Origin of the sequence: Aquimarina algiphila (genome assembly GCF_007489275.1) — a bacterium.
Lineage (GTDB): Bacteria > Bacteroidota > Bacteroidia > Flavobacteriales > Flavobacteriaceae > Aquimarina > Aquimarina algiphila.
Genome location: NZ_VLNR01000032.1, coordinates 32,560 through 56,530, shown reverse-complemented (window position 1 = coordinate 56,530; position 23,971 = coordinate 32,560). Strand labels below are relative to the sequence as shown.

Genomic DNA, 23,971 nt, shown 5'->3' with positions numbered 1-23,971 from the left:
ATATAGGAAGAAACGTTATTTGACTTGAAAAATCATTTTGGTTTTGTCTTCCAAAACTTCTACTATTCTTGCACCAAGTTTTTTATAAAATTCAATAAGATTGATACCTTCTTTGCTAACATTTTTACAATAAAATAATGCTTGAGAATATTTTGATAATTTTGATATATCTAGCATGCTTTTAACGATCAGTTTTCCTATTCCTTTTGATTGATACTTTTGTCTTATACACATGGTATCAAAAAATATCGTATGATCTAATAAAGAAGGATCATAATAGCATAAGCTAGAGGCTATTGGGATTCCATCATCTTTTATAATCGCCAGGAAGGTGTCTTTATAATTGGATCTTTCTTTTAATTCTTCTCTGTTATACCTTAAATCGATATCAAATTCTTTTTCAAGGTCAATAATGACCTGAAGAGCATTGTGATCTAGATCAAATAAAATTTCTACTTCTGGAGAAGGAATGATTTTTTTTAAAGTTGTTACTAATTCAGCTTTTAATACCTCAAAATCTTCAATATTTTCTTTTATTTTTAATGTTAGTTGCTTTATCAAAAGATTGCTGATTGATTTAAATTGATTAGAAATTAATTCAAATCCATTCCTTTTATAAAATTTGATTAGGCTTTCTGATTTTTCACCTTTTTCAGTAAGAACATATATTTGAGAAAAACCATCAAAAAGTGAAATTTTAGAATATAATTGTAACATTATTTGTCCTAATCCCAGATTTTGTTTTTCAGAAATGATACCAATAGTATCGAGATAAATAATCTCATTTGATAAGTTAGGGCTTACATAAGATAAAATAAATCCAACAGGTGTTTTGTTTTCATATATCATTATTATCTGAGAAGCTTTTTGCTGTAGTCTTTTTTTGATATCATCAGTAGAATATCTTAATTCGTTAGAAAAAGAATCCTTTTCAATAGATAACAATTCTTCTATCAATTCATCGCTAAATGCTTTGTTAGTAATTTCAATTTTGGGATTAGAAAGCTTTTCACTTAGTTTCTTTGTAAATTTGTCAATCACTTTCTCTTTTCTTTCATTTATAGTTGTTTCATGATAATCAGGTTGGCGATCGATTAACATTTTTGGAGTAGAAAAGCTTGTTTTTTCCTTTTTATGAATTTGCGATATCAATTTATTCTCTTTTATATATTCTTCTACATCAATTTCGAATACTCCTTTATTACCATCAACTAATTTTTCAACTTTATTTGCGCCCACTTGAGTGAACCCATAGTCAATTACACCTTTTAAAGGTTTGTTGTACCCAAGAGCAACAGTATAATGATGTTTTGAATTTGATGAAGAATGAAGTGCAGTGTTGTCAGGATCTACAGATTCAAAATAATATGCTTCATGAAAAGAAATACTAGCTTGTTTCTCGCTAAACTTTTTTACATAATTTACAAAGTTTATTGGTTTTCCATAAGGAGCAGCAAAGATGACCACTTTTTTGGATCCTGCCTGATGCGCATCCATTAGGATTGAATTTAAAATGAATTTCATCGTTCCGTTATTTCCTCTTAACTCAAGAAGACGATTGTCATATTCTACTGTATCTACCAAAATAGTTTTTTGCCCTAATCGATTTACACCTAAGTATAATGTTGCTATTCCGAGAAATTCCTGATAAGGTTCCAACCAAAATTCGATAATCGGTGTCGTTGGATTAAGAGTTAATCTTGTTATTTCTCCATGAAAGAGTCCTGTCGGTTTAAATATACAGCATGATAATCTCTTGTTATCAAACAGTAATTCAGGAATATTTTTAGAACTTCTGACTGCGTATAGTTTTCTGGGTTTAGGTAATTTACCTTCGTAATTTTGTAGGATATCTTTAATGTAGTCCAATTCTAATTTAAGATTATCTATTTTTACTTCTTCATCTAATTTATTTTGTTTTTTTAGAATGGAATGACCTTTATCCAGGGCAGGAGAAATTAGATTAATAATCTCCAAAGCAGCAACTTTATCCTTTTTGTTTTTTAGTAAGGTATAATGTTCTTTAATTATATTGAATAATTTATTTCTATTCTGTTTGATGTCAACTTCTGGTTTTTCATCTTTACTACCTAATATTTTTTTAATGATCTGAAGCAATCTTTCATCCCACTCCGTTTGCTTTTCTAGTTTACTGGGGCCGATACTATGAATCTGTGAAGAGTTAAAAATTATATAATCTGTATCAAAACCTTTATGAGATATCTTTCTTAAAATTTCACTGGTGATTTTGTTATTCTGATAGTAGGCTTGAAGACCGCCATAAGTGCTTATCATCTGAAAGTAAAGCATAATATTGAGATCTTCGGACAAAAGTGTATTTATAGATTCTAATAGCCTAATCTTACTCCTGAGGTTAAGGTTTGTATTGGTTGGATGAAGTTCGGTTTTGCTGTATAGTAAACCCATGTATTGAAACAAAATTTCATCAATTATTTTTACTATTTTTTCATCTTCGATAAAATTTATAGTTTCTTCTGAAAAAGCAATACTATGATAATTCTCCTGCAACAGTTTTGATAATGCTTTATAGTGTTTGGGAGGGATAATACTCAGTAATCTTTGATGGAACAATAGGTTTTCTGGGTGATAATCTTCGCGATTAACTATTAAATGTAGATAACTGATTATTTCTGAAATACTATTTAGTTCGTAATTAGATAATAAGTTAAAAAATGAAATGTTAGAGATTCCTATACTTTGAAGATCTGCTAATAAATTTTTAAAAGTATTTTCGTTCTGATTTTTAGATATAAAAATTTCAGGTTTTGGAATCAATGTTTTGGATAGTTCTGGTTTTCTATAGTTTTGGAATGGTGATTTTGGGGAAAGTGAATTAGGTTTTGTGATAAGAGTGTTTCTTTTCATGATTTTATGCTTTTAAGCTGTGTATAATCTTTTAAAAGGGGTGTGGTGTTTATCGAGTAGGGGAAATCTGGATATGAATAAATCAATTTTTAGTAGTCTATTGATCTATATGCTTTATAAAACAAAAATATTAGATAAGAATAATATTTGTAAGAGGGGAATATCCCTTTTTTCTAGGGTAAATTACTGTTTTTGAAAAAGATATGAGATTTAAGTTTGTTTTTTGAGAATAAAAAACCCGACATAAAGCCGGGTGAGTTCATTTTTATGTCGATATAGACTAATTCGCTAACGGTCTATTCAAAATTAAATTTAAATATAGATTTATTCGTTGTTTTAATTCTTGTCTAGGGGTAATAAAGTCAAGGAATCCGTGTTCTTTTAAGAATTCTGAAGTCTGGAAACCATCAGGAAGTTCTTTTCCTGTAGTATCTCTTACTACACGAGGTCCAGCAAATCCAATTAATGCTCCTGGTTCTGCAATATTGATATCTCCTAACATCGCAAAAGAAGCAGTAGTACCTCCTGTAGTTGGATCAGTACATAAAGATATATAAGGTATCCCTGCATCTGCTAATTGAGCTAGTTTTGCCGATGTTTTGGCTAATTGCATTAAAGATAATGCTGCTTCCATCATACGAGCACCTCCCGATTTAGAGATAATCATAAATGGAATTTTGTTTTTTAAAGCATAATCAGCAGCTCTAGAAATTTTTTCACCTACAACGCTTCCCATAGAACCTCCTATAAATGCAAAATCCATACAAGCAATAACAATGTCATTTCCGTTGGATTTACCTACCGCTGTTCTAACTGCATCTTTTAATTTTGTTTTTTCTTGTGCGTCTTTAAGACGATCAACGTATTTCTTCTTGTCTTCGAATTTAAGAGGGTCTTTTGAGGTAACGCTTTTGTCTAATTCTTTGTATTTGTTATCATCAAATAGAATTTCAAAGTATTCTTTACTCCCTATTCTTACATGATACCCATCTTCTGGACTTACATAGAAATTTTTCTCAAGTTGCTCTGCGTCAACAATTTTTCCTGTAGGAGACTTATACCAAAGTCCTTTTGGTACGTCTTTTTTGTCTTCGGTAGCTGTTTGTATACCTTTTTGTGTTCTCTTAAACCAAGCCATAAATTATTGTATTAAAAAAAGCTGAAACTTATTTAAATAAGTTTCAGCTTTGGTTTTTTAGTAGTACTACAATGTATTTACATTGTTTAAATCCTCGAAAGCCTTTTTAAGACGGTTCTTAAAGGTAATTTCTCCTTCTCGTAACCATTTTCTAGGATCATAGTATTTTTTATTAGGTTCTTCTGCTCCGTCAGGGTTACCTATTTGTGTCTTTAGATATTCAACTTTACTTGTCATATAATCACGAATTCCTTCATTAAAGGCAAACTGAAGATCTGTATCTATATTCATTTTGATTACACCATATCCAATAGCTTCTCTGATTTCTTCAAGAGTAGATCCACTTCCTCCATGAAATACAAAATCGATGTGGTTAGGCTCGACATTATATTTTTCTGAAATAAATTCTTGAGAGTTTTTAAGAATTTTTGGTGTTAGTTTTACATTTCCAGGTTTATATACTCCGTGAACATTACCAAAAGCAGCAGCTACAGTGAATTTATCACTTACTTTGCTTAATTCTTCATAAGCATATGCAACTTCTTCTGGTTGTGTGTAAAGCTTAGAATCATCAACATCACTGTTGTCAACTCCGTCTTCCTCACCTCCGGTAATTCCCAATTCAATTTCTAAAGTCATGCCCATTTTACTCATACGAGCCAAATATTCCTTACAAATTTCGATATTCTCTTCGATTGGTTCTTCTGATAAATCAATCATGTGAGAACTATAAAGTGGTTTTCCTGTTTCTTTGAAAAAAGCTTCTCCTGCGTCAAGTAATCCGTCGATCCAAGGAAGTAATTTTTTTGCACAGTGGTCAGTATGCAAAATTACAGGTACTCCATAAGCTTCGGCCATTAAATGTACATGCCTTGCACCTGCGGTAGCTCCAGCTATTGCAGCTTTTTGATCGGCATTAGATAATCCTTTTCCTGCGTTGAATTGCGCCCCTCCATTAGAGAATTGAATAATTACAGGAGAGTTTAATTCTGCAGCGGTTTCTAAAACAGCGTTAATTGTATTAGAACCGATTACATTAACTGCAGGTAATGCAAAACCTTTTTGTTTCGCATATTCAAAAATTGCTTGTACTTCGTCTCCTGTAGCAACTCCCGGTTTGATGTTGTGACTCATAATTTAGTTTTGGTTTATAAGGGTACAAAAATAGTAAAATTATATATAAACCTATACGATTAGTATAATGATTAAAGTACATCAAATTAAACCTGTTGCAAAGAGTAAACAATCAGGTGTGATCATAGGAAATAATATTATAGTGATCCCTTTTGCAAACTAAGAATTAAAATACTGTGATGTTGATAATAAGTGTTGATTAAAAAGGGTAATTAATACCAAAGTTATAAATGGCTTCTGAAAAGTTGTATCCTTTAAACCACCTTTTATCATTATCACTGGCTGGGTTAAAGGTTTTAAAACCAACATCAAGCCTTAAAACAAAGAAATTAAAATCATACCTAAAACCAAAGCCACTTCCAACGGCTATTTCTTGTATGTCATCTAGTTTAGAGAATACAGCATCTTCTTCCTCTACGCTATCTAAAACATTCCAGATATTTCCTGCATCGATAAATAAAGCACCATGAAGAGATCCTAAAATATTATATCGATACTCAAGATTTGATGCTATTTTCATATTAGCTTCATTAAATTCATTTCTTCCTCCACTACTACCAGGGCCAAGGTCATATGCAAGCCATGCTCTATTATCATTTGGTCCACCTCCAAAAAAACTTCGGGCAAAAGGAATGTTATCGGCATTGCCATAGGGTATTGCTATACCTCCAAATGTTCTAAAAGCAATTATATTTTTTCTTCCCAAATCCCAATGTTTGATATAATCCAATTCTGTTTTTGCATATTGTGAAAATTCAACACCAAAAACTTCAAAACGATCATTAGAATTTTTCTTAAGACCAGCTATATCAGAGATCGTACTTAAGACATTACCCGCAAATTCTATTTTAGCTCTAAATCTAGAATATTCTTCGTCATAGAGATTTTCTCTATTGTTTTTTGTATAGGTGTAACTAGAAGCAAGAATTAGATTGTCTTCTGTTAATCGTACTTTACGCTCATTAATATTGCTAATTTCTTGTAACTGATCCGTAGTTAAATTAGAATTTGGAGTTGTGCCTAAAGATTCGTCTATAAAACTGTTAGCTCCGCTAGGGATGTTTAAGACAGCATCGTTTATGTTTGGGGTTCCGGTATCTGGTTGTACAAAGAATGGAGAATCTGGCTGAAGTACTTGTGTGGCAATATTGTTTAATCGACCAAATGAAGTTCTGTAAATATTGAAATAATTATTGGTATTTAAATTTCTAACATATTGAACATTAACAATATCTAGTTGATTGGTTAGGGTATTATTTGGTTTCCATTGGTAGTTAAATACTCCAGTAGCATTTTGTTTATCAAGGCCAATATTCTGCTGAATATTTATCCCAAAGATAAGGTTAGTTGTCGGGGACATGTGTTTTGGGATAATTTTATTGGTTTTGAAGGGGAAAACTATTTTTGGAAATGATAGTTTTACATCGGTTCCAACTTCTGATATGTTGAAGAACTTTTGTCCTCCATCTACAGCATCACTAGAAGAACCAATACTACCTCTGGCAGAAATTTCTAAAATTTCTGCACCTCCAAAAACATTTCTGATTAATAAGGAGCCTCCAAAACCTATTCCAAATGCTTGTATACTAGAAGTAGATACATCAAATTGAACACTTGTACTATATTTTTTCTTGGGGGTTAATAAAATATTGGCAATAAGACTTTCTCCATCATTAGGATCTATGTCGTATCTGATATTTGGATATTTAAACGTTCTTAAGTTATTAATTTGGTTATATGTAAAAGTACGATCCTTGTCTCTGAAAATTTCGCCAGGTGTTATTAAAACAGAATTTGTAAGTGCTTTACGAGTATATTTTATTTTCTCAAAACCATAAATTTTATATCCTTTGTAGGAAGTACTGTCTTTTGGTGTTTGATTTCTATTTTGATAAGAGTAATCAGTGAAAATATTTACTTTACTTATTTTATGTACTCTAAAAGGGATTCTTGCTGTAGAATCTGCAAAAGTTACAGGGCGATTCTTTATAAGAAGATTTAAGTTTACTTTGTGACCCGTGTTTATTGTATCTGCATCAAATTTTATGAATTCTTTTTCAAAATGATATAATCCAGAATTTCTAAATAAATATGTTAGTCGTTCTCTTTCCTCTTCTATATCTGATGTTTTGTATTGTTTTCCAGAAATAATTGTCGATTTTTCTGTATGGAGTTGATAAATAGAATCAGCGACTGTAGACTCTATTTTGGAGGTTAGGGAATCGATTAAATAGGGTTGATGAGGTTTTACATAATAATCTACTGTGGCTGTTTTATTGTCTTTTGTGTTAATTTTATAGTCAGCTTCAATATTAAACCAGCCATTATTCCAATAATATGATTGTAATCTTTTTACAGACCGTTTTATTTTGGATTCATCAAGAATAGATGGTGATTCTCCTGTGCTTTTTACCCATTCGTTTATTCCATTTAAACCAACACCTAAACGATCTACTTGTTTTTTAGAAAGAAAACGAGTAATTCTCTTTTTCCTTTTTGGTTTTCGTACCAACCAATCTTTATATAAAGAATCTTGATTAACTTTGGCTAAGTTATATATATGAAGCCTGACAGGAATTCCTAATAGTTTGGTGTTAGGTTTTTGGTATAATTGATTGTAGAGCTTAACGTCTTTGGTTTTAACGCTATCAACAAAAATTTGATTTTTTTCTAATAAATATTTGCTTTCCGGAACTCTTTTTACCGCATCACACGAAAATAAAAAGATGGTGGTTATAGTAATTAATAATATTTTTGTCAGAAAGTCTTTCAATCCGTATTCATTATTGATTCAAAAATACACTATTTGTATGGTTAGCAAAAACCAAAAGAAACTAATAAAGAGTTTATATCAAAAAAAATACCGAAAACAACATGGTTTATTTGTTGCAGAAGGTAAAAAGGTGATAAAAGAGTTACTTGAAGCCGGTATGAAACTGCATTCTCTTTTTACTTTGGATCCAAATATTTTTGATATTCCTACATCATGTGAGTATGAAATCAACAAAGAAGAACTAAAACAGATAAGTTTTTTAACCACACCACAAGTCGCTTTGGCAATATTTTATATTCCAGAAACCAAAAAAGTAACCTTAGATCATTTAATTCTTGCATTAGATGATGTTAGAGATCCTGGTAATTTAGGTACTATAATTCGATTGTGTGATTGGTTCGGGATAAAAGATTTAATTTGTTCTGATCAAACTGTCGATTGCTATAATCCAAAAGTCATTCAGGCAACAATGGGGTCTATAACGAGAGTAAATATTAGCTATGTAGATTTGAAAGAGTTTTTAACAGATAAAGTGGGTGTTTTAAAAGTTTTTGGGACTTTTATGGATGGAAATTCTATTTATGCAGAAGAATTACCAGAACAGGCCATTGTAATAATGGGGAATGAAGCAAACGGAATTTCAAAAGATGTTCAAGATATTATCGAACACCAAATTACAATACCTCAGTTTGGGGCTAGTAAAGAAACAGAAAGTCTTAATGTAGCTACTGCTACAGCTATTGTTCTTAACGAATTTAGAAGATCTTAAACTAGACTATTGGAATGTGAAATTTATAAAAATTCCTCTTGTTGACATCTTGTCGATAGTCGATGTATATGGACTATTAGGGTCATTGTCTTTTACCAATTCATCAGACATGGCAAACACTCCACGTATCGAAGGAGTGAATTTAAAATAAAATAAATAAAGATCTACCCCAAAACCAATCTCATAATAATTGGTATTCGTTTTCATTCTAAATTGTCCTGCATTATTATCATCAGGATTATCTTCATTACTGGATAGGTTGAGAGAGGTAGAAATACCACCTACAATGAAAGGTTTAATATTGTTAATTCGTTTAGTAGATATCTTTAATAATAGAGGTATGTGAACATATGTCGATTTTACTTCTCTATTAGCGTCAAAATCGGTAGTGAATTCTGGGCTAGAAAAGGTGAGATTACGTGTGGTGAAAGTAACCATTGGTTCTAGTCTAAGATCAAAATAATCATTAATTCTCATATTCCCTAAAAGCCCAACACTAAAACCTGTTGTTTTATCCACGATAATATCTGTATTTGGAGCATCAGCAGTATAATCAAAATTAAAATCATAACTATTGAATCCAAGAATATAACCGTAACTAAACCTAGGTTTATCAAAGTTCTGAAGATTTTGAACTTTTTCTTTAGAAAATAATTGAGCACTCAAGTTTTGAGTACATACTAAAACAGCAATTAAGATAAATAGTTTTTTCATATTATTTTGTGGCTGTATAAATTGTAGCAACACCAAAAGTTTGTGGGTTATCTTTGACTTCTATAAACCCAATTTTTCTCAAAATATTGTTGAGTGCTTCTCCATAAGGAAAAGCAGCTGCACTTTCACGTAGATAGGAGTATGCCGATTTGTCTTTGGAAAACAACTTTCCTACAAGAGGTAAAATGGTACTCGAATAAAACTTATATCCCTGTTTATAGGGCGTTTTGGTTGGAATAGAAGTTTCTAGAATTACAAATATTCCACCGGGTTTAAGGACTCTGAAAATTTCAGAAAGTCCTTTCTCTAAATTTTCAAAATTTCTTACCCCAAAAGCTACAGTAATTGCATCAAAATAATTTTCTTCATAAGGTAAACTTTCGCTGTCTCCTTGTACCATATGAATTACATTATCTAATTTTTTAGCCGTAATTTTATGTTTTCCTACATCTAGCATTCCTGCAGAAATATCAAGGCCTATTATTTCTGACGCCCCTGTTTTAGATAAATTAATAGCTAAATCACCTGTTCCTGTAGCTACATCCAAAATTCTTTCAGGATTGGTTTTACTTACGAGACGAACAACCCTTTTACGCCATTTTACATCTATACCGAAAGAAATAACACGATTTAGCCCATCATAGTTTTTGGAAATCGTATCAAACATCTCGGCGACCTGCTCTTTCTTAGATCTCGATTTATCTTTATATGGTGTTATTTTTTCAGACATTCAAAAAAATTTAGGCAAATATACATTTTTGATATTGATCGTCAGAATAGATTTTAATTAAGTTGGTGATAATCAAATTTTATCAGTTACTCAATTTACATTATCTTTGTACGCTTTTATATTCTAAGATTCTTTACTTGTTATATTTTTAGTAAAAAATAAATCTTAGATTGATTTTATCTTTAGATGGAAAACAATAAACAAAACCAATGAAAATCATTATTGCCGGAGCTGGTGAGGTGGGGTTTCATTTGGCTAAATTACTCTCTTTTGAGTCTCAGGACATTACGCTTATAGATACAGATAAGGAATGTCTTAACTATGCAGATACTCACCTAGATATTAGAGTTATTAAAGGGGATTCTACATCAATTGCTATATTAAAAGAAGCAAGAGTAGAGAATGTGGATATGGTGATCAGTGTCACCTCTAGTGAAACAACAAATATCACAATATGTGTATTAGCAAAGCAATTAGGAGCTAAACGTACTATTGCTAGAATTTCGAATGCAGAATTTATAGAAAATAAAGAAGAGGTCGGGTTTACAAAATTTGGAATAGATGAATTGATTTCTCCAGAAGCTCTTGCGGCCAGTGAAATTGAACTCCTTCTTAATCAATCTGCATTTCATGGTAGTTATGAGTTTGAAGATGGAGCGTTAACTATGGTGGGAACGACACTGTCTAAAGAAGCTTTATTTGTTGGGAAATCGGTTAGAGAAGCCGCAGATGTCTTTCCAGAATTACATTTTATGCCAATTGCTATTCAGCGGTCAGGTACTCAATACACCTTAATACCAAGAGGAGATACAACTTTTAAAGAAGGAGATCAGGTGTATTTTGTAACTTCTCAAGGTGGGGTAGAAGAACTCTATAAATTGACAGGAAAAGTAAAAGAACAAATCAAGAATGTTATGATTCTTGGAGGAAGTAAGATAGGATTTAAAACTTCTTGTGACCTCTGCGATCATAAGTTTAGAGTAAAACTTATTGAGAAAGATAAGGATAAGTCTTTTGATCTTGCTGATGATTTGCCGAATGCTTTGATAATTAATGGTGATGGGAGAAATGTTGAGTTATTGCAAGAAGAAGGTATTGATCGTATGGATGCCTTTATAGCCGTTACAGGGAATTCTGAGACTAATATTATGTCATGTCTTGTGGCAAAATCTAAAGGAGTAAGAAAGACTATTGCATTGGTCGAAAATATGGATTATTTCCAATTGTCACATTCTATAGGTATTGATACTCTAATAAATAAAAAGCTATTAGCTGCTAACAATATTTTTAGGTTTATTAGAAAAGGAGAGGTTGTTGCTATGACCAAACTTAATAATATGAATGCCGAATTACTTGAGTTTATTGTTAAGCCAACTTCAGAAGTAAGTGAGAACCTGATAAAAGATTTAGATTTTCCAAGGTCAGCAATAATTGCAGGAGTGATACGAGACGGAATTGGAATGATCCCATTGGGTGATTTTTATATTCAGGCAGGAGATAGAGTCGTGGTATGCTGTCTTCCTAAATCCATTAAGAAGATAGAAAAGTTGTTCTTGTAAGATGTCTAGATTAAACTATAAAATCATCTCGCACATTATGGGGTTATTACTACTCTGTAATGGTTGTTTCATGTTAATTGCTGCGATCATTAGTTTTATTTATAAAGATGGTGTTACCATAGAGATCATGATGGCGTCTTTTGCTACGATGTTTATTGGTATAGTGTTGATGTTTTTAACAAGAGAACATCAAAAAGAAATTAATAAACGAGAAGGATATATCGTAGTAACATTTGGGTGGATTTTTATGTCGCTCAGCGGAACCCTCCCATATTTGTTTTCTGGTGCTATTCCTGGATTTACGAATGCCTTTTTTGAGACCATGTCTGGATATACTACTACAGGAGCTTCTATTCTCAATGAAATAGAAATTGTTCCGAAAGGAGTGTTGTTTTGGCGTAGTTTAACACATTGGATTGGTGGAATGGGAATTATTGTGTTAGCAATCGCAATTTTACCGTTGTTAGGAATAGGGGGGATGCAACTTTTTGCTGCCGAAGCTCCAGGTCCTAGTGCAGACAAATTACATCCAAGAATTACAGATACTGCAAAACGATTATGGTTGATTTATTTTGGATATACAGTTGCTGAAACCATTCTTTTGAAACTTGCAGGAATGAACTTTTTTGATGCTATAAATCATGCGTTAAGTACATTGTCTACTGGGGGGTTTTCTACTAAAAATGCTAGTGTAGCATATTGGAATGATAAACCGATTATACAGTATATTATTATATTATTTATGTTCCTGGCTGGAATGAATTTTGTCCTTAGTTATTTTGGGTTTAAAGGTAAGATTCAAAAAATTATAAAAGATGAAGAATTCAAGTTTTATACTTTATTTACCGTTGTATTTACCCTAATTGCTACGGTTGTGATTTACTTTAAATCTGATCCATCTATTTCATCGATTGATCATCCAATGGTATGGGGAGAAACAGAAAGTGCTTTTCGTCATGCTTTGTTTCAAGTAGTAGCTGTAATTACCACAACAGGATTTGTTAGTGCAGATTTTACAATGTGGACTCCGTTTTTGACTATTCTTTTCTTTGGGATTATGTTTTTAGGAGGGTCTGCAGGTTCTACTTCAGGAGGTATAAAAGTAATGAGACATTTAATAACCATTAAAAATGGAATTTTAGAATTTAAACGTACTCTGCATCCAAGAGCGATTTTACCAGTTCGATATAATACAAAAGCAGTTTCTAAAGAAATTGTATTTAATATAATAGCATTTTTTATTCTATATATGCTGGCATTTATTATTGGCTCAGTGGTGCTTGGAGCTTTAGGGTTAGATTTTGAAACAGCAATAGGAGGAGCCGCATCCTCTTTGGGGAATGTTGGTCCTGCTTTTGGTAAACTTAGTCCAGTAAATAACTTTGACGTGCTTCCTGATATTGGGAAATGGTGGTGTTGTTTCCTTATGCTAATAGGAAGGCTAGAGCTCTTTACAGTGCTGATACTTCTTACTCCGTTCTTCTGGAGAAACAGATAAAGGTCGAAAAAGATTTCGCAATTATTGCATTTGCCAATTCCAGGTTGCAGATGAGTTTGGTAATGTAGTCCATAGCTCCGCCACTTTCTTAATAGTGTCTTTTACCTTTCCTGTAATACTATCAAGATGTTCTTCTTCTATGAAGAAAATATCTAATATGGATTCATAATATCTAAGGTAATTAGATCCAGATTCCTTTTTAGGGTTAATATTTAAGATCTCATCATCTGTTTGGTATACATTGAAGTTTTCTCGGTAAAGTTCAAGTATATTTTTTTTGACGATACGTTCTTTTTCCATGGTGTCCATGACGATTTGGTTTAAGTTGGTTTTATAATCACTGTTTTAGGTTAATACAGCTTATTTAAGTAATAAAAGAGTATAACTTTAATTTTGTTTGTTTAGTATATAAGAGGATGAATTAATAATGATAAAATAAGGTTAAAATTTGTTAGTGTTTTCCAAAAAAACAAGCAGATTAAAAAAACCGATTATCTTATGGTGGAGATAACCGGATATTTTTTAAAAATAAAGCAATAAAGTAATTAGCTAACAGCTTCTTTAATTCTTTTGATTGCTTCTATAATTTGTTCTTTACTTGCAGCATATGATATTCTAATGCAGTTGCCATTGCCAAAAGCTACACCTGTAACTGTTGCTACATTTGACTCTTCTAATAAAAACATAGAAAAATCTGTTGCGTTTTCTATGGTATGCCCTTTAATTGTTTTTCCAAAGTAATATGAAATATCAGGAAAAACATAAAATGCTCCCTCAGGTTCATTGCATTCAAATCCAGGAATTTCGGATAGCAGATTAAGGATTAATTTTCTGCGTTCTTTGAATTCATCAACCATGTACTGGATTTTGCTAACTGGAGCTTCTAGTGCTGTAATTACCGCACGTTGGGCGATACAATTGGCTCCACTAGTTACTTGGCCTTGCATTTTATTACATGCTCTGGCAATTGTAGCGGGAGCTCCAATATATCCAATTCTCCATCCAGTCATTGCAAATGCTTTTGCAACACCATTAACAGTTACTGTACGGTTAAACATATCTTCAAATTGAGCCATTGATGCATGGCCTCCAACGTAATTAATATGTTCATAGATTTCATCACTTACCACAATGATATTAGGATGTTTCTGTAATACATCTGCTATTGCTCTTAACTCTTCTTTACTATAAATAGATCCGCTAGGGTTACAAGGAGAACTATACCATAACATTTTAGTTTTTGGTGTGATCGCTTTTTCTAGCTGCTCTGCAGTTATTTTAAAATCAGTATCAATTGCAGTCTTTACTTCAACAGGTACTCCTCCTGATAGTTTTACGATATCGCTATAGCTTACCCAATATGGGCAAGGAAGAATTACCTCATCTCCTGGGTTTAGGCATACTTGAGCAACGTTATAAAGTGCTTGTTTAGCTCCTGTAGATACAACAATTTGTGAGCGATCATAAGTGAGGCTGTTATCACGCTTAAATTTTGTTATAATCGCGTCTTTTAATTCTACATATCCATCAACAGGAGTGTATGAATTGTAATTATCATTTACAGCTTGAATAGCTGCATCTTTGATGAAGTCTGGAGTGTTAAAATCCGGCTCACCCAGGCTAAGGCCAATAATGTCTTTTCCTTCTGCTCTTAATTCTCTTGCTTTCGCAGCCATGGCAAGTGTTGCGGATGCTTTAAGCGCGTTAATTTTGTCTGATAACTGAATACTCATTTCCGATACTTGTGTGCTCATTTTAATTGGTAAATAAAAGTTATGATTGTATTGTCGCAGGCTTCATCCCCATTTCCTTAAGGTGTTTGAAATGTGCAATGATAGCCTTGCGAGTACTCTTGTATTCATTATATGGTAAATTAAATTCTAATGCCGTTTGTTTTACGATTTTAGAAATTTTGGTATAATGAACGTGGCTTATATGTGGAAAAATGTGGTGTTCCACCTGATGGTTCAAACCGCCAGTAAACCAATTGACTAATCTATTTTTTGTTGAAAAATTAACTGTTGTAAATAACTGATGGATAGCCCATGTGTTTTTCATAGTACCTGTTTTATCTGGTATTGGCATTTGCGCCTCTTCTACCATATGAGCAAGTTGAAATACAACACTTAGTATTAATCCTGCAACATAATGCATTACAAAAAATCCTATTAAGATTTTCCACCAGGCTATGGACATAAAAATCATAGGGATTACAATCCAGATAGATATATAAATAATTTTGGTAACAACAATTGTACTCCATTGTTTTAATGGACTTGGTAATTTGCCATATGAAAGCTTACGGGCCAAATAATTTTTGGTTTGTTTAAAATCTGTTGTAAGTGCCCAATTAAAAGTTAGCAATCCATATAAAAATATGGAATAATAGTGCTGAAACTTATGAAAACGTCTCCATTTTGCATGCTTAGTAAAACGAATAACTCTTCCTGCATCCATATCCTCATCATGTCCATGAATATTTGTATAGGTATGGTGAAGAACATTATGCTGTACTTGCCAATTATAAACATTGCCAGCTAGAATGTATAAACTACTTCCCATTAACTTATTGATCCATTTTTTTGAAGAATATGAATCATGATTACCATCGTGCATTACATTCATACCTACACCAGCCATTCCTACTCCCATTATTATAGTTAGCAATAGCATCCACCATTGTGAAATGTCAAGCGTAAGCATTAGAAAATATGGAGTTAAAAACATAGAGAACATAACAATTGCTTTCAGGTGTAACTTCCAGTTCCCTGTCCGTTTGATGTTGTTTTCCTTGAAATACAAGTTAACACGTTTGTTAAGTGTTCTAAAGAATTTTGCAGAATCTACTCTGCTAAAACGTATGTTAGGTGTAGTCATCATTATTGAGGTTTATAACCAAACGTTATTGATTATAATTATATTGGGTAAAGTTAGGTATTTAAATTTTTTTAAGTTCCTAAAAAGAAGTAAAATATATGATCTTAACATGTATTTTTGTGCTTTAATTTAATTATTGATGGATATTATACTAAAATACTTCCCGAACCTTACAGAAGAACAAAAAGTTCAATTCTCAAAACTGGGAGAATTATATGCAGAGTGGAATGCCAAAATTAATGTGATTTCGCGTAAAGATATTGAATCACTTTATGAACGGCATGTATTGCATTCTCTTGGGATAGCCAGGGTTATGAAGTTTGTTCCCGGAGCGAAGGTATTAGATGTTGGTACAGGAGGAGGTTTTCCAGGGATACCATTGGCAATTTTATTTCCAGAAACTCAGTTTTATTTAATTGATGTAATCGCCAAAAAGATACGTGTTGTTAATGAAGTAGCTAAAGCACTGAGTTTATCAAATGTAAAAGCAGAGCAACGTAGGGCGGGAACTTTTGATGATCGTTTCGACTTTATAGTGAGTCGCGCAGTTACCAATATGCCCGATTTTGTAAAATGGATTCGCAAGAACACTTTGAAAAAGGATAAACACGAATTTCAAAATGGTATTTTGTATCTTAAAGGGGGTGATTTAACCGAAGAATTATCGTTATTCCCAAAAGCAATAGAATATAAACTTTCTGATTATTTTGATTCTGAGTTTTTCGAAACTAAAAAAGTAGTGTACTTGCCATTAAAATATAAAGTTTAATGTTTGCTATTTACTGCGAATAATGATAAATGATTATCAAATATTCATTAAAATCAAGCAAGTTTTTATCGCTGATAGATATCATTAAAATTAAAAGTATTTTAGTGTTTTAAAATTACCGTTCAAACCTTTTTTTGTAGAATGTGTGTTTTAAACCATTAGAACCGATATAAAGAGACAAATAATTTAAGATGATTCTGTATGATAAAGAAATTACTAACATGCTTATTTATACTGATTTTTATATCCTGTCAAGAGCAAAGTAGTAAGTCACAAACTGAGACGAGTCATAAAGATTCCAAAATAGACTCGATAACGGTAATGAAAACAGAAACTCTTGACCAGGTCGTTCTTATAGAGCCATCAAAAGAGCTTTCTAAGGAAGAAATTCAATCCCTTTTTACAAAGAAGATAAAAGATCAGTTAGGGATAAATTATGGGATTTGGAAAGCATATGTTTATAACGACCACGAAGGTGAACATTATGCAGTTTTTACAGAACACTTTTTAAAAACCAATGAAAAGGAAGAATCGCTGTATGATAGTATTAGAGCATTTAATTTAATATATAGAGATAAACAATTTAAAATTAATTATACTACAAATGATTTTAAAAAGGAAGGTGAAGAATCAATTTGGTTTTGGACAAAATATTCTGAGTTTTCAGATTTGGATAAAGATGGGTTGATAGATCCTTTAGTTATTTATGGTTCATCAGGTCAAGACATGTATAATGATGGAAGGGTTAAGGTTTTAATTTATTATAAAGGGAAAAAGATAGGAATACGACATCAGAATAGTGAAATGGATGATGAACGATATACTACTGTGGATAAAGAGTTTTATATGTTGCCTGTCAAAATACAGCATGTAGTAAAACAAAAGATGCAGATGATGACAGAGAAAGGACATGCTTATTTTCCTGGAGGTTGGAAAAAGGAAATGGCATTGGGAGCTACCCATATGGGGGGAGGAAGTCAAACAAAATATAGCAATGAAATAGAAGCTATAGATGGATATACTCCAGATAATAACAAGTTTTATTTAAATTATTTGGTTGTAAATCAGCTTCAAAAGATGAAAAAAGCACTTGCAGATCAAAATAAGGTAGAATTGTCTAAATTTATTGATTTTCCCACCAAAGATTATCTATTTGTAAAAAGAGATGAAGAGTTAAATAAGCTCATAGAAGCTCAAAATGGGTACTTAACGCGACAAGTCTTTATTGAAAAATCAACCATACTATCAGAAAAAAGTCACCCAAGTCTTTATCAACTATTTCAGCATTTGGATTTAAACGCATTAAAAAATAGTTATACAGTAGATAAAACGGTTGAAATTCCCGGAGATAATTGTGATTATATATATTCAATATATTTGAATGAAAATAAGTTATCTATTAGTTATGGGATAAATACGGGTAGAGATGCAGAAGAGGAAGAGGCTTGCGGAGAGTATAATATATTTTTATATTTTACCTTAGAAGGAGATAGATTGATATATGATAGAAGTGATATGGCTGGATAAACTTGATTTTTATAAATTGTGAATATGAAGTATAGTATACGATGTCTTTTATGGTTGCTTATAGCAACTACACAGGTTTTTTTTGCCAATGATGGAGCCTATTATGCAAGTGGAAATCATTTGGTTCCTATAACCGATGCAGATATTGCTGTTACAAAAGAAATATTGAAAGTAACCCGGTATAAGGAAGAGTTTTTGAGTGTAGATGTATACTATGAGTTTTATAATCATGGTAATGACAAAAAGGTTCTTGTGGGTTTTGAAGCACCGTCTCCTTCTGGAGATGTAGATGGATATCCCATTAATGGAAAGCATCCATATATTAATAGATTTTCAGTAGAGATGAATACTGTTAACCTTTCTTACAAAACTGCTATCGTTTCAGATAGCTTATATTATAAAAATGGTGAGATTCTGGCAAAGACAGAAAATGAAGTTATAGGGAGTGATTTTAATACCAATGACCCCGAATTTTATTATGTCTATCATTTTAATGCAAATTTTAAAAAAGGAAAGAATGTAATTAGGCATAAGTATATCTTTAAGCTTTCGGGTTCGGTAATGGATAAGTATTCATTTGATTATATATTAACTGCTGCTAATCGTTGGTCCAATAAGCAGATAGACGATTTTACACTTATTGTTGATATGGGAAATGAAGCGAGTTTTAGTATCAATAAGTCATTTTATTCCGGTAATGAGGATTGGGAAATAACAGGAAAAGGATTGAAGAGTTTTAATAAAGAGAGGGAATTTACAGATTTTTATATTGAAGAAGGTTCCCTGACATTTCATAAGAAAAATTTCGTGTCCAAAGATGAGTTATATATATCGTCATCCAGGAATTTCCAGTATTGTCAAAAAGAAGAGTTTGATGCACAAGAATGTACAATTATTCCTTTTGATATTTCCTTTCAGGAAAAATTACAAGATGTAAAAGATGAAAAATCGTATAAGATTTTAAGAAATTTACCCTATGCAAGGAGAGGATATGTTTTTAAAACAGATTTTATACAAGCATATTATCAGAAACAATCCTGGTATACAAAAAATCCTACTTATGTTGCAGAATTAGAACCTTTGACAAAAGCGGAGAAAAATTGGTTAAAGTTTTTAAAAGCTAATGTCTCTTTCTAAGACAAGGCATTAAAAGTAACAACGATATTTATTTAGAATATTGATTTTTTTAATCTTGATCTTTTAGATTGACCCGCATTTCGATTAAATGTTTCTCAAAACCTGTTTTTTCGTAAGCTTTTATAGCTCTGGGGTTTTTTTCATAGACGGTTAAGCGAACTTCTTCAAGGTTTTTACTTCTGAACCATTCATATAGATTTTGGATTACCATTTGACTTATTCCTTTACCGCGGTGTTCTTCTTTTACATACATAAAACCGATATATCCAAGTTGTTTTTGTTTAAAAAAGTCCTTTCGATCTCTAATTTGTCCATAGCCACTTCCTACAATTTCTCCATCAATTTCGGCAACGACTACCTGGGTATGATCAGCCGTGATGTAGGCACCTATATCATAATAGCTAATCTTTTCTAACTTTAAAGTAACATCCATTGGACGCTCTGCTTCAATGAGTAATTGTTCAAAATTAAGAAGTATTGGGAGGTCTTCTGTTTTGGCGGTTCGTATTGTAATCATGTTTTTCAAAATTTATTGTTTTTTATGTGCGCTAAATAGAGTTTTATTGTTAACCTACCAGTTCGGAGTTTCGGCAAGTGGTTTGTAATCTTCAGTCCAGTTTTTTTCTCCTACTTTTTTTAATCCTAGTTTAGCAATCCAATACGGTAGTTTAGAAAGTTTTTCTCGTTTTTGGTTACGAATCCTTGTCCATTCAATACGATGCGTTCTGTTTTTGGAGAAAGTAGAGGCTACGTTGCTCCAATCCTCATCTTCTAATAGGGTTGCAAGCACTGCAGCATCTTCAAGAGCTAATGCTCCTCCTTGAGCCATAAAAGGAGGCATTCCGTGTGCGGCATCTCCAATTAGCACTAGTCTTCCATCACCCATAATAGGTAGTTTTGGGAGTTCTTCAAGGTCATTCCAATAAGAATGATCAGGAGACCACTTTTCAAGAATTTCGGGAACAGGAGAAGCAAATTTTTTGAAAGGTTCCATATAGAGTTCTTTGTCAAATGTTTTTAGGCCTTTTGTTTTTCGATTTACATAGCAATATGCAGAATCGTTATCTATTGGAATAATTAGAAATTGGCCTATAGCACTTATAAATAGTGTCCATGAATTGACTTTTTTAGGTTTTTTGATGATGAAACGACATACTTGAGCGGTAACTTTTCTCAAAGGGATATCTCCAAATATCAATGTTCTGGTTTTAGAATATAAACCATCAGCTCCGATAACCAAGTCGTATTTTTCTTTGTGACCATTAGATAATTCAATATCGATATATTGAGGATCGGTTTTTAAATTTTTTATAGTAGTGTCAAATAGGATGTTAACCTTATCAATACCATCTATAAGAATATCATGAAGTTTTTTTCTTTTAATTCCAACACAAGCTTTTTTTCTTCCCCATATTTTTTCGAGATCTAGCTCTAGTAACATTTTGGCATTTGAATCCATAATATGTCGAGAACTTACTATAAAACCTTCTTTTCTAACCATATCACCTAACCCTATTTTATCTAAAGCTACAATTCCGTTAGAAGGGATATATAGCCCAGTACCCGAAATTTGCCATTTGGGTTGTTTTTCTATTAGTGTTATATGATGCCCTTTGTGCTGGAGCATCCTAGCAATAGCAAGCCCTGCTATTCCTCCTCCCGCAATTAGTACCTTCTTCATTTTGTGTATATATGGTTTCAAGTAAAATTAAATGTTTAAGCCGGTATACCCAAACAAAAAAAGCGCCCATTGGACGCTTTTTTGTTTGGGTATAGTAGGTTTATTCTCCTAAGAAAGGATACCTGTAATCTACCGGTGTGACAAAAGTCTCTTTTATAGTACGAGGAGATACCCAACGCAGTAAGTTGAGGTATGATCCTGCTTTGTCATTAGTTCCTGATGCTCTGGCACCACCAAATGGTTGTTGCCCTACGACTGCACCAGTCGGTTTATCATTGATATAGAAATTACCTGCGCTATTTTGTAACGCTTTGGTAGCTTCTGCCGCAGCATAACGATCAGTAGAAAATATAGCTCCGGTTAAGGCATATTCACTGGTTTCATCAACTAACTTTAAGGTTTCTGACCATTGGTTGTCATCATATACATAAATTGTGATCACAGGGCCAAAAAGTTCAGTACACATTGTTGTGTATTTTGGATCTTTTGCAAGGATTACCGTAGGTTCTATAAAATATCCTTTAGTTTTATCATAATTACCTCCAACAATGATTTCTGCATCACTATCATTTTTAGCCTGATCAATATATTTGGCTAGTTTATCAAAAGACCCTTCATGAATCACGGCAGTGATAAAGTTACTCATGTCTTCTGGAGATCCCATTTTGAAAGACTTTATATCTTCTTTTAAAAACTTCTCTACATCAGTCCATAGGCTTTTTGGGATATATGCTCTGGAAGCGGCACTACATTTTTGTCCTTGAAATTCGAATGCACCGCGAGAAATTCCTGTGGCAACTTGTTTTGCATTTGCACTAGGGTGAGCAACAATAAAATCTTTACCACCGGTTTCTCCTACAATTCTTGGATATGTTTTATAATTATGAATATTAGTTCCGATTTTTGCCCAAATATCTTTAAAAACATGTGTGCTTCCTGTGAAGTGAATTCCTGCAAAATCAGGACTAGCCAAAACCGTATCTGTAATCATTACAGGATCACCATATACAACATTAATCACACCATCAGGAACACCAGCTTCTTTAAAAATATCAACAATGACTTTTGCTGAATAAATTTGACTATCACTAGGTTTCCATACGACAGTGTTTCCCATTAAAGCAGCACTTGCGGGAAGATTTCCTGAAATAGCGGTGAAGTTAAATGGAGTAATAGCATATACAAAACCTTCCAATGGGCGATATTCTAATCGATTCCATGCACCCGAAGTAGAATCTGGTTGATCTTCATAAATTTGAGTCATGAATTCTACATTAAAACGTAAGAAATCAATAAACTCACAAGCAGCATCAATTTCTGCTTGAAATATATTTTTGGACTGGGCCAGCATAGTAGCTGCATTGATTTTTGCGCGGTAAGGTCCTGCAATTAATTCGGCAGCTTTTAAGAAAATTGCAGCACGTTGTTCCCATGCAAGATCGGCCCATTGCTGTCTGGCATCCAATGCAGTATCAATTGCTTTCTGGATGTGTTGTTTTTCTGCTCTATGGTATGTTCCCAGTATGTGTTGGTGCTCATGTGGAGGAGTCATTGTAGCAGTGTCTCCGGTTCTAATTTCTTCGCCATTAATATATAAAGGTACGTCGATAGTAGTATTGTACATTTCTGTATATGTTGCCAAAACTTCTTCCCTTTCAGGAGTTCCAGGAGCATATGACTTTACAGGCTCGTTTATAGCTGTAGGAACTTGAAAAAATCCTTTTCCCATAATGTAATGTGTTATAATTTAAATTAGTAAGATGTGTTTCTCAAAATGAGTTAGTCATTTAGGATTGCAAAGATAAAAAATTATGATGGCTAAAATCTATTTTAACCTTTTATGCAAAAAAAACACACAAAATAAGTAAAATTCTTCTGTCGATTCCTTTGTTTTAAAAGGTATAACATTTACATCTATAAGAAAAAGATGTTAAAGGTTGGTAAACAAAGTTAAAGAAAAACGAACTTAACCTTTTGGAGCTATAAAGGTGTAGAGTATGTAATTTTTTTTGTAAGTTGTGAGATATTTAGGCGACCCAAAATTTATGTGTACAGTTACGTTAATTCCAACTCAAGAAAATAATTTTATCCTTACCTCTAATCGTGATGAGGCCATAAATCGAAAAACATTACTTCCTGAATTTTATCAGGTGAATAAAACAAGAATGTTATTCCCAAAGGACGCCGTTGCCGGAGGCACTTGGATAGGGGTGAGTGATAAGAATACAATGATATGTTTGCTTAATGGAGGTTTTGAAATCCATGAAAGATCTTTGTCGTATAGGCAAAGTAGAGGTGTTGTTGTTAAAGATTTGCTAGAAGCAGATCATCTAGAAGAAGCAATTTTGACCTATAATTGTAAAGGAATAGAGCCTTTTACTATTGTGGCTGCAAATTGGCAATCTGACCTTTTGTTTTTTGAATTTGTCTGGGATGGACAACAAAAACATTTTAAAAGGTTAAAGAAAGAAATGCATATATGGTCATCTTCTACTTTGTATACCAAGGAGATGAAAGCTATGCGTAAAGAATGGTTTTCTGCTTATGAGAGCCAGAATGTATTGACATCAAATTCCCTCTTGGATTTTCATAAAAATGCTGGAATAGGAAATAAAGATGTAGATCTGCAAATCGATCGAGGTTTTTTAAAAACCAGAAGTATTACTCAAATCGTAAAAAAAGAAGAAGAGCTTTCTATGCGATATGAAAATCTACAAAATAAAGAAGTAAGTACTGTGGTTTTTGAAGCGATAACGGCTTAGAAAGATGATTTTAAATT

Annotated in this window: 19 protein-coding genes; 7 read left to right on the top strand and 12 right to left on the bottom strand. The window is 32.5% G+C overall.

Features of this window, described 5'->3' with window-relative positions:
* Nucleotides 1-15: 15 nt before the first annotated feature.
* The 4 genes from FOF46_RS15695 to tamL form a co-directional block, all read right to left on the bottom strand.
* Entirely contained in the window at nucleotides 16-2,886 is a 2,871-nt protein-coding gene (locus FOF46_RS15695) for a GNAT family N-acetyltransferase (RefSeq protein ID WP_143917102.1), read from the bottom strand.
* Between the two features lie 280 nt (nucleotides 2,887-3,166).
* On the bottom strand, nucleotides 3,167-4,024 hold the full coding sequence (gene accD / locus FOF46_RS15690) for an acetyl-CoA carboxylase, carboxyltransferase subunit beta (protein ID WP_109438719.1): 858 nt from the start codon (nucleotides 4,022-4,024) through the stop codon (nucleotides 3,167-3,169).
* A 66-nt stretch (nucleotides 4,025-4,090) separates the two neighbouring features.
* Nucleotides 4,091-5,158 carry a class II fructose-bisphosphate aldolase gene (gene fbaA, locus FOF46_RS15685; RefSeq protein ID WP_109438718.1) on the bottom strand — a complete coding sequence of 356 codons (1,068 nt, stop codon included), beginning with the start codon at nucleotides 5,156-5,158 and terminating at the stop codon, nucleotides 4,091-4,093.
* A 199-nt stretch (nucleotides 5,159-5,357) separates the two neighbouring features.
* Complete coding sequence (tamL, locus tag FOF46_RS15680) at nucleotides 5,358-7,931, bottom strand: translocation and assembly module lipoprotein TamL (protein WP_109438717.1); 2,574 nt, start codon at nucleotides 7,929-7,931, stop codon at nucleotides 5,358-5,360.
* Nucleotides 7,932-7,968: 37 nt separating this feature from the next.
* Between tamL and FOF46_RS15675 the strand changes: the two genes are divergently transcribed.
* Nucleotides 7,969-8,700: a TrmH family RNA methyltransferase gene (locus tag FOF46_RS15675; RefSeq protein ID WP_109438862.1), complete on the top strand. Its 732-nt coding sequence runs from the start codon at nucleotides 7,969-7,971 to the stop codon at nucleotides 8,698-8,700.
* 6 nt (nucleotides 8,701-8,706) lie between these two features.
* Here FOF46_RS15675 and porT read toward each other — a convergent pair whose 3' ends face one another.
* Together porT and ubiE are read right to left on the bottom strand one after the other, a co-directional pair.
* Entirely contained in the window at nucleotides 8,707-9,414 is a 708-nt protein-coding gene (gene porT / locus FOF46_RS15670; protein ID WP_109438716.1) for a type IX secretion/gliding motility protein PorT/SprT, read from the bottom strand.
* A 1-nt stretch (nucleotide 9,415) separates the two neighbouring features.
* The gene (ubiE, locus tag FOF46_RS15665; protein WP_143917101.1) at nucleotides 9,416-10,144 is read right to left on the bottom strand and encodes a bifunctional demethylmenaquinone methyltransferase/2-methoxy-6-polyprenyl-1,4-benzoquinol methylase UbiE; all 729 of its coding nucleotides are present in this window, start codon (nucleotides 10,142-10,144) and stop codon (nucleotides 9,416-9,418) included.
* Nucleotides 10,145-10,353: 209 nt separating this feature from the next.
* On the opposite strand from ubiE, the gene trkA reads away from it, so the two are divergent.
* Complete coding sequence (trkA, locus tag FOF46_RS15660; RefSeq protein WP_143917100.1) at nucleotides 10,354-11,703, top strand: Trk system potassium transporter TrkA; 1,350 nt, start codon at nucleotides 10,354-10,356, stop codon at nucleotides 11,701-11,703.
* A 1-nt stretch (nucleotide 11,704) separates the two neighbouring features.
* Nucleotides 11,705-13,201, top strand: coding sequence for a TrkH family potassium uptake protein (locus FOF46_RS15655; protein ID WP_143917099.1), 1,497 nt, complete (start codon nucleotides 11,705-11,707; stop codon nucleotides 13,199-13,201).
* Between the two features lie 21 nt (nucleotides 13,202-13,222).
* Here the strand turns inward: FOF46_RS15655 and FOF46_RS15650 are convergent, their stop codons facing one another.
* From FOF46_RS15650 to FOF46_RS15640, 3 genes are all read right to left on the bottom strand, one after another.
* Nucleotides 13,223-13,510: a hypothetical protein gene (locus tag FOF46_RS15650; protein WP_143917098.1), complete on the bottom strand. Its 288-nt coding sequence runs from the start codon at nucleotides 13,508-13,510 to the stop codon at nucleotides 13,223-13,225.
* A 236-nt stretch (nucleotides 13,511-13,746) separates the two neighbouring features.
* Nucleotides 13,747-14,934 (bottom strand): pyridoxal phosphate-dependent aminotransferase, encoded by a 1,188-nt coding sequence (locus tag FOF46_RS15645; RefSeq protein ID WP_109438861.1) that lies wholly within the window; start codon nucleotides 14,932-14,934, stop codon nucleotides 13,747-13,749.
* A gap of 40 nt (nucleotides 14,935-14,974) precedes the next feature.
* A complete protein-coding gene (locus FOF46_RS15640) occupies nucleotides 14,975-16,078 on the bottom strand; it encodes a fatty acid desaturase family protein (RefSeq protein ID WP_143917097.1) in 1,104 nt (367 codons plus the stop codon).
* Nucleotides 16,079-16,217: 139 nt separating this feature from the next.
* Between FOF46_RS15640 and rsmG the strand changes: the two genes are divergently transcribed.
* The 3 genes from rsmG to FOF46_RS15625 all read left to right on the top strand — a co-directional run bounded on the left by rsmG (nucleotide 16,218) and on the right by FOF46_RS15625 (nucleotide 19,511).
* Nucleotides 16,218-16,847: a 16S rRNA (guanine(527)-N(7))-methyltransferase RsmG gene (gene rsmG / locus FOF46_RS15635; RefSeq protein ID WP_109438711.1), complete on the top strand. Its 630-nt coding sequence runs from the start codon at nucleotides 16,218-16,220 to the stop codon at nucleotides 16,845-16,847.
* A gap of 201 nt (nucleotides 16,848-17,048) precedes the next feature.
* Entirely contained in the window at nucleotides 17,049-18,374 is a 1,326-nt protein-coding gene (locus FOF46_RS15630) for a M949_RS01915 family surface polysaccharide biosynthesis protein (protein WP_143917096.1), read from the top strand.
* Nucleotides 18,375-18,398: 24 nt separating this feature from the next.
* Nucleotides 18,399-19,511 (top strand): YARHG domain-containing protein, encoded by a 1,113-nt coding sequence (locus FOF46_RS15625; RefSeq protein WP_109438709.1) that lies wholly within the window; start codon nucleotides 18,399-18,401, stop codon nucleotides 19,509-19,511.
* A 49-nt stretch (nucleotides 19,512-19,560) separates the two neighbouring features.
* Here the strand turns inward: FOF46_RS15625 and FOF46_RS15620 are convergent, their stop codons facing one another.
* From FOF46_RS15620 to pruA, 3 genes are all read right to left on the bottom strand, one after another.
* Nucleotides 19,561-20,028, bottom strand: a complete 468-nt coding sequence (locus tag FOF46_RS15620) for a GNAT family N-acetyltransferase (RefSeq protein ID WP_143917095.1) — start codon at nucleotides 20,026-20,028, stop codon at nucleotides 19,561-19,563.
* A gap of 54 nt (nucleotides 20,029-20,082) precedes the next feature.
* A complete protein-coding gene (locus FOF46_RS15615) occupies nucleotides 20,083-21,192 on the bottom strand; it encodes an FAD-dependent oxidoreductase (protein WP_143917094.1) in 1,110 nt (369 codons plus the stop codon).
* A gap of 100 nt (nucleotides 21,193-21,292) precedes the next feature.
* The gene (gene pruA, locus FOF46_RS15610; protein WP_109438706.1) at nucleotides 21,293-22,921 is read right to left on the bottom strand and encodes an L-glutamate gamma-semialdehyde dehydrogenase; all 1,629 of its coding nucleotides are present in this window, start codon (nucleotides 22,919-22,921) and stop codon (nucleotides 21,293-21,295) included.
* Nucleotides 22,922-23,237: 316 nt separating this feature from the next.
* On the opposite strand from pruA, the gene FOF46_RS15605 reads away from it, so the two are divergent.
* Complete coding sequence (locus FOF46_RS15605) at nucleotides 23,238-23,954, top strand: NRDE family protein (RefSeq protein ID WP_109438705.1); 717 nt, start codon at nucleotides 23,238-23,240, stop codon at nucleotides 23,952-23,954.
* Nucleotides 23,955-23,971: the final 17 nt, after the last annotated feature.

Excerpts from the sequence above, each read along its gene's own strand:
- FOF46_RS15640 (WP_143917097.1), bottom strand. The coding sequence starts at position 16,078 with ATGACTACACCTAACATACGTTTTAGCAGAGTAGATTCTGCAAAATTC.
- FOF46_RS15650 (WP_143917098.1), bottom strand. The coding sequence starts at position 13,510 with ATGGACACCATGGAAAAAGAACGTATCGTCAAAAAAAATATACTTGAA.
- accD (WP_109438719.1), bottom strand. The coding sequence starts at position 4,024 with ATGGCTTGGTTTAAGAGAACACAAAAAGGTATACAAACAGCTACCGAA.
- FOF46_RS15655 (WP_143917099.1), top strand. The coding sequence starts at position 11,705 with ATGTCTAGATTAAACTATAAAATCATCTCGCACATTATGGGGTTATTA.
- ubiE (WP_143917101.1), bottom strand. The coding sequence starts at position 10,144 with ATGTCTGAAAAAATAACACCATATAAAGATAAATCGAGATCTAAGAAA.
- FOF46_RS15620 (WP_143917095.1), bottom strand. The coding sequence starts at position 20,028 with ATGATTACAATACGAACCGCCAAAACAGAAGACCTCCCAATACTTCTT.
- FOF46_RS15630 (WP_143917096.1), top strand. The coding sequence starts at position 17,049 with ATGATAAAGAAATTACTAACATGCTTATTTATACTGATTTTTATATCC.
- fbaA (WP_109438718.1), bottom strand. The coding sequence starts at position 5,158 with ATGAGTCACAACATCAAACCGGGAGTTGCTACAGGAGACGAAGTACAA.
- rsmG (WP_109438711.1), top strand. The coding sequence starts at position 16,218 with ATGGATATTATACTAAAATACTTCCCGAACCTTACAGAAGAACAAAAA.
- FOF46_RS15605 (WP_109438705.1), top strand. The coding sequence starts at position 23,238 with ATGTGTACAGTTACGTTAATTCCAACTCAAGAAAATAATTTTATCCTT.
- FOF46_RS15695 (WP_143917102.1), bottom strand. The coding sequence starts at position 2,886 with ATGAAAAGAAACACTCTTATCACAAAACCTAATTCACTTTCCCCAAAA.
- FOF46_RS15625 (WP_109438709.1), top strand. The coding sequence starts at position 18,399 with ATGAAGTATAGTATACGATGTCTTTTATGGTTGCTTATAGCAACTACA.
- pruA (WP_109438706.1), bottom strand. The coding sequence starts at position 22,921 with ATGGGAAAAGGATTTTTTCAAGTTCCTACAGCTATAAACGAGCCTGTA.
- porT (WP_109438716.1), bottom strand. The coding sequence starts at position 9,414 with ATGAAAAAACTATTTATCTTAATTGCTGTTTTAGTATGTACTCAAAAC.
- FOF46_RS15645 (WP_109438861.1), bottom strand. The coding sequence starts at position 14,934 with ATGAGTATTCAGTTATCAGACAAAATTAACGCGCTTAAAGCATCCGCA.
- trkA (WP_143917100.1), top strand. The coding sequence starts at position 10,354 with ATGAAAATCATTATTGCCGGAGCTGGTGAGGTGGGGTTTCATTTGGCT.
- FOF46_RS15675 (WP_109438862.1), top strand. The coding sequence starts at position 7,969 with ATGGTTAGCAAAAACCAAAAGAAACTAATAAAGAGTTTATATCAAAAA.
- FOF46_RS15615 (WP_143917094.1), bottom strand. The coding sequence starts at position 21,192 with ATGAAGAAGGTACTAATTGCGGGAGGAGGAATAGCAGGGCTTGCTATT.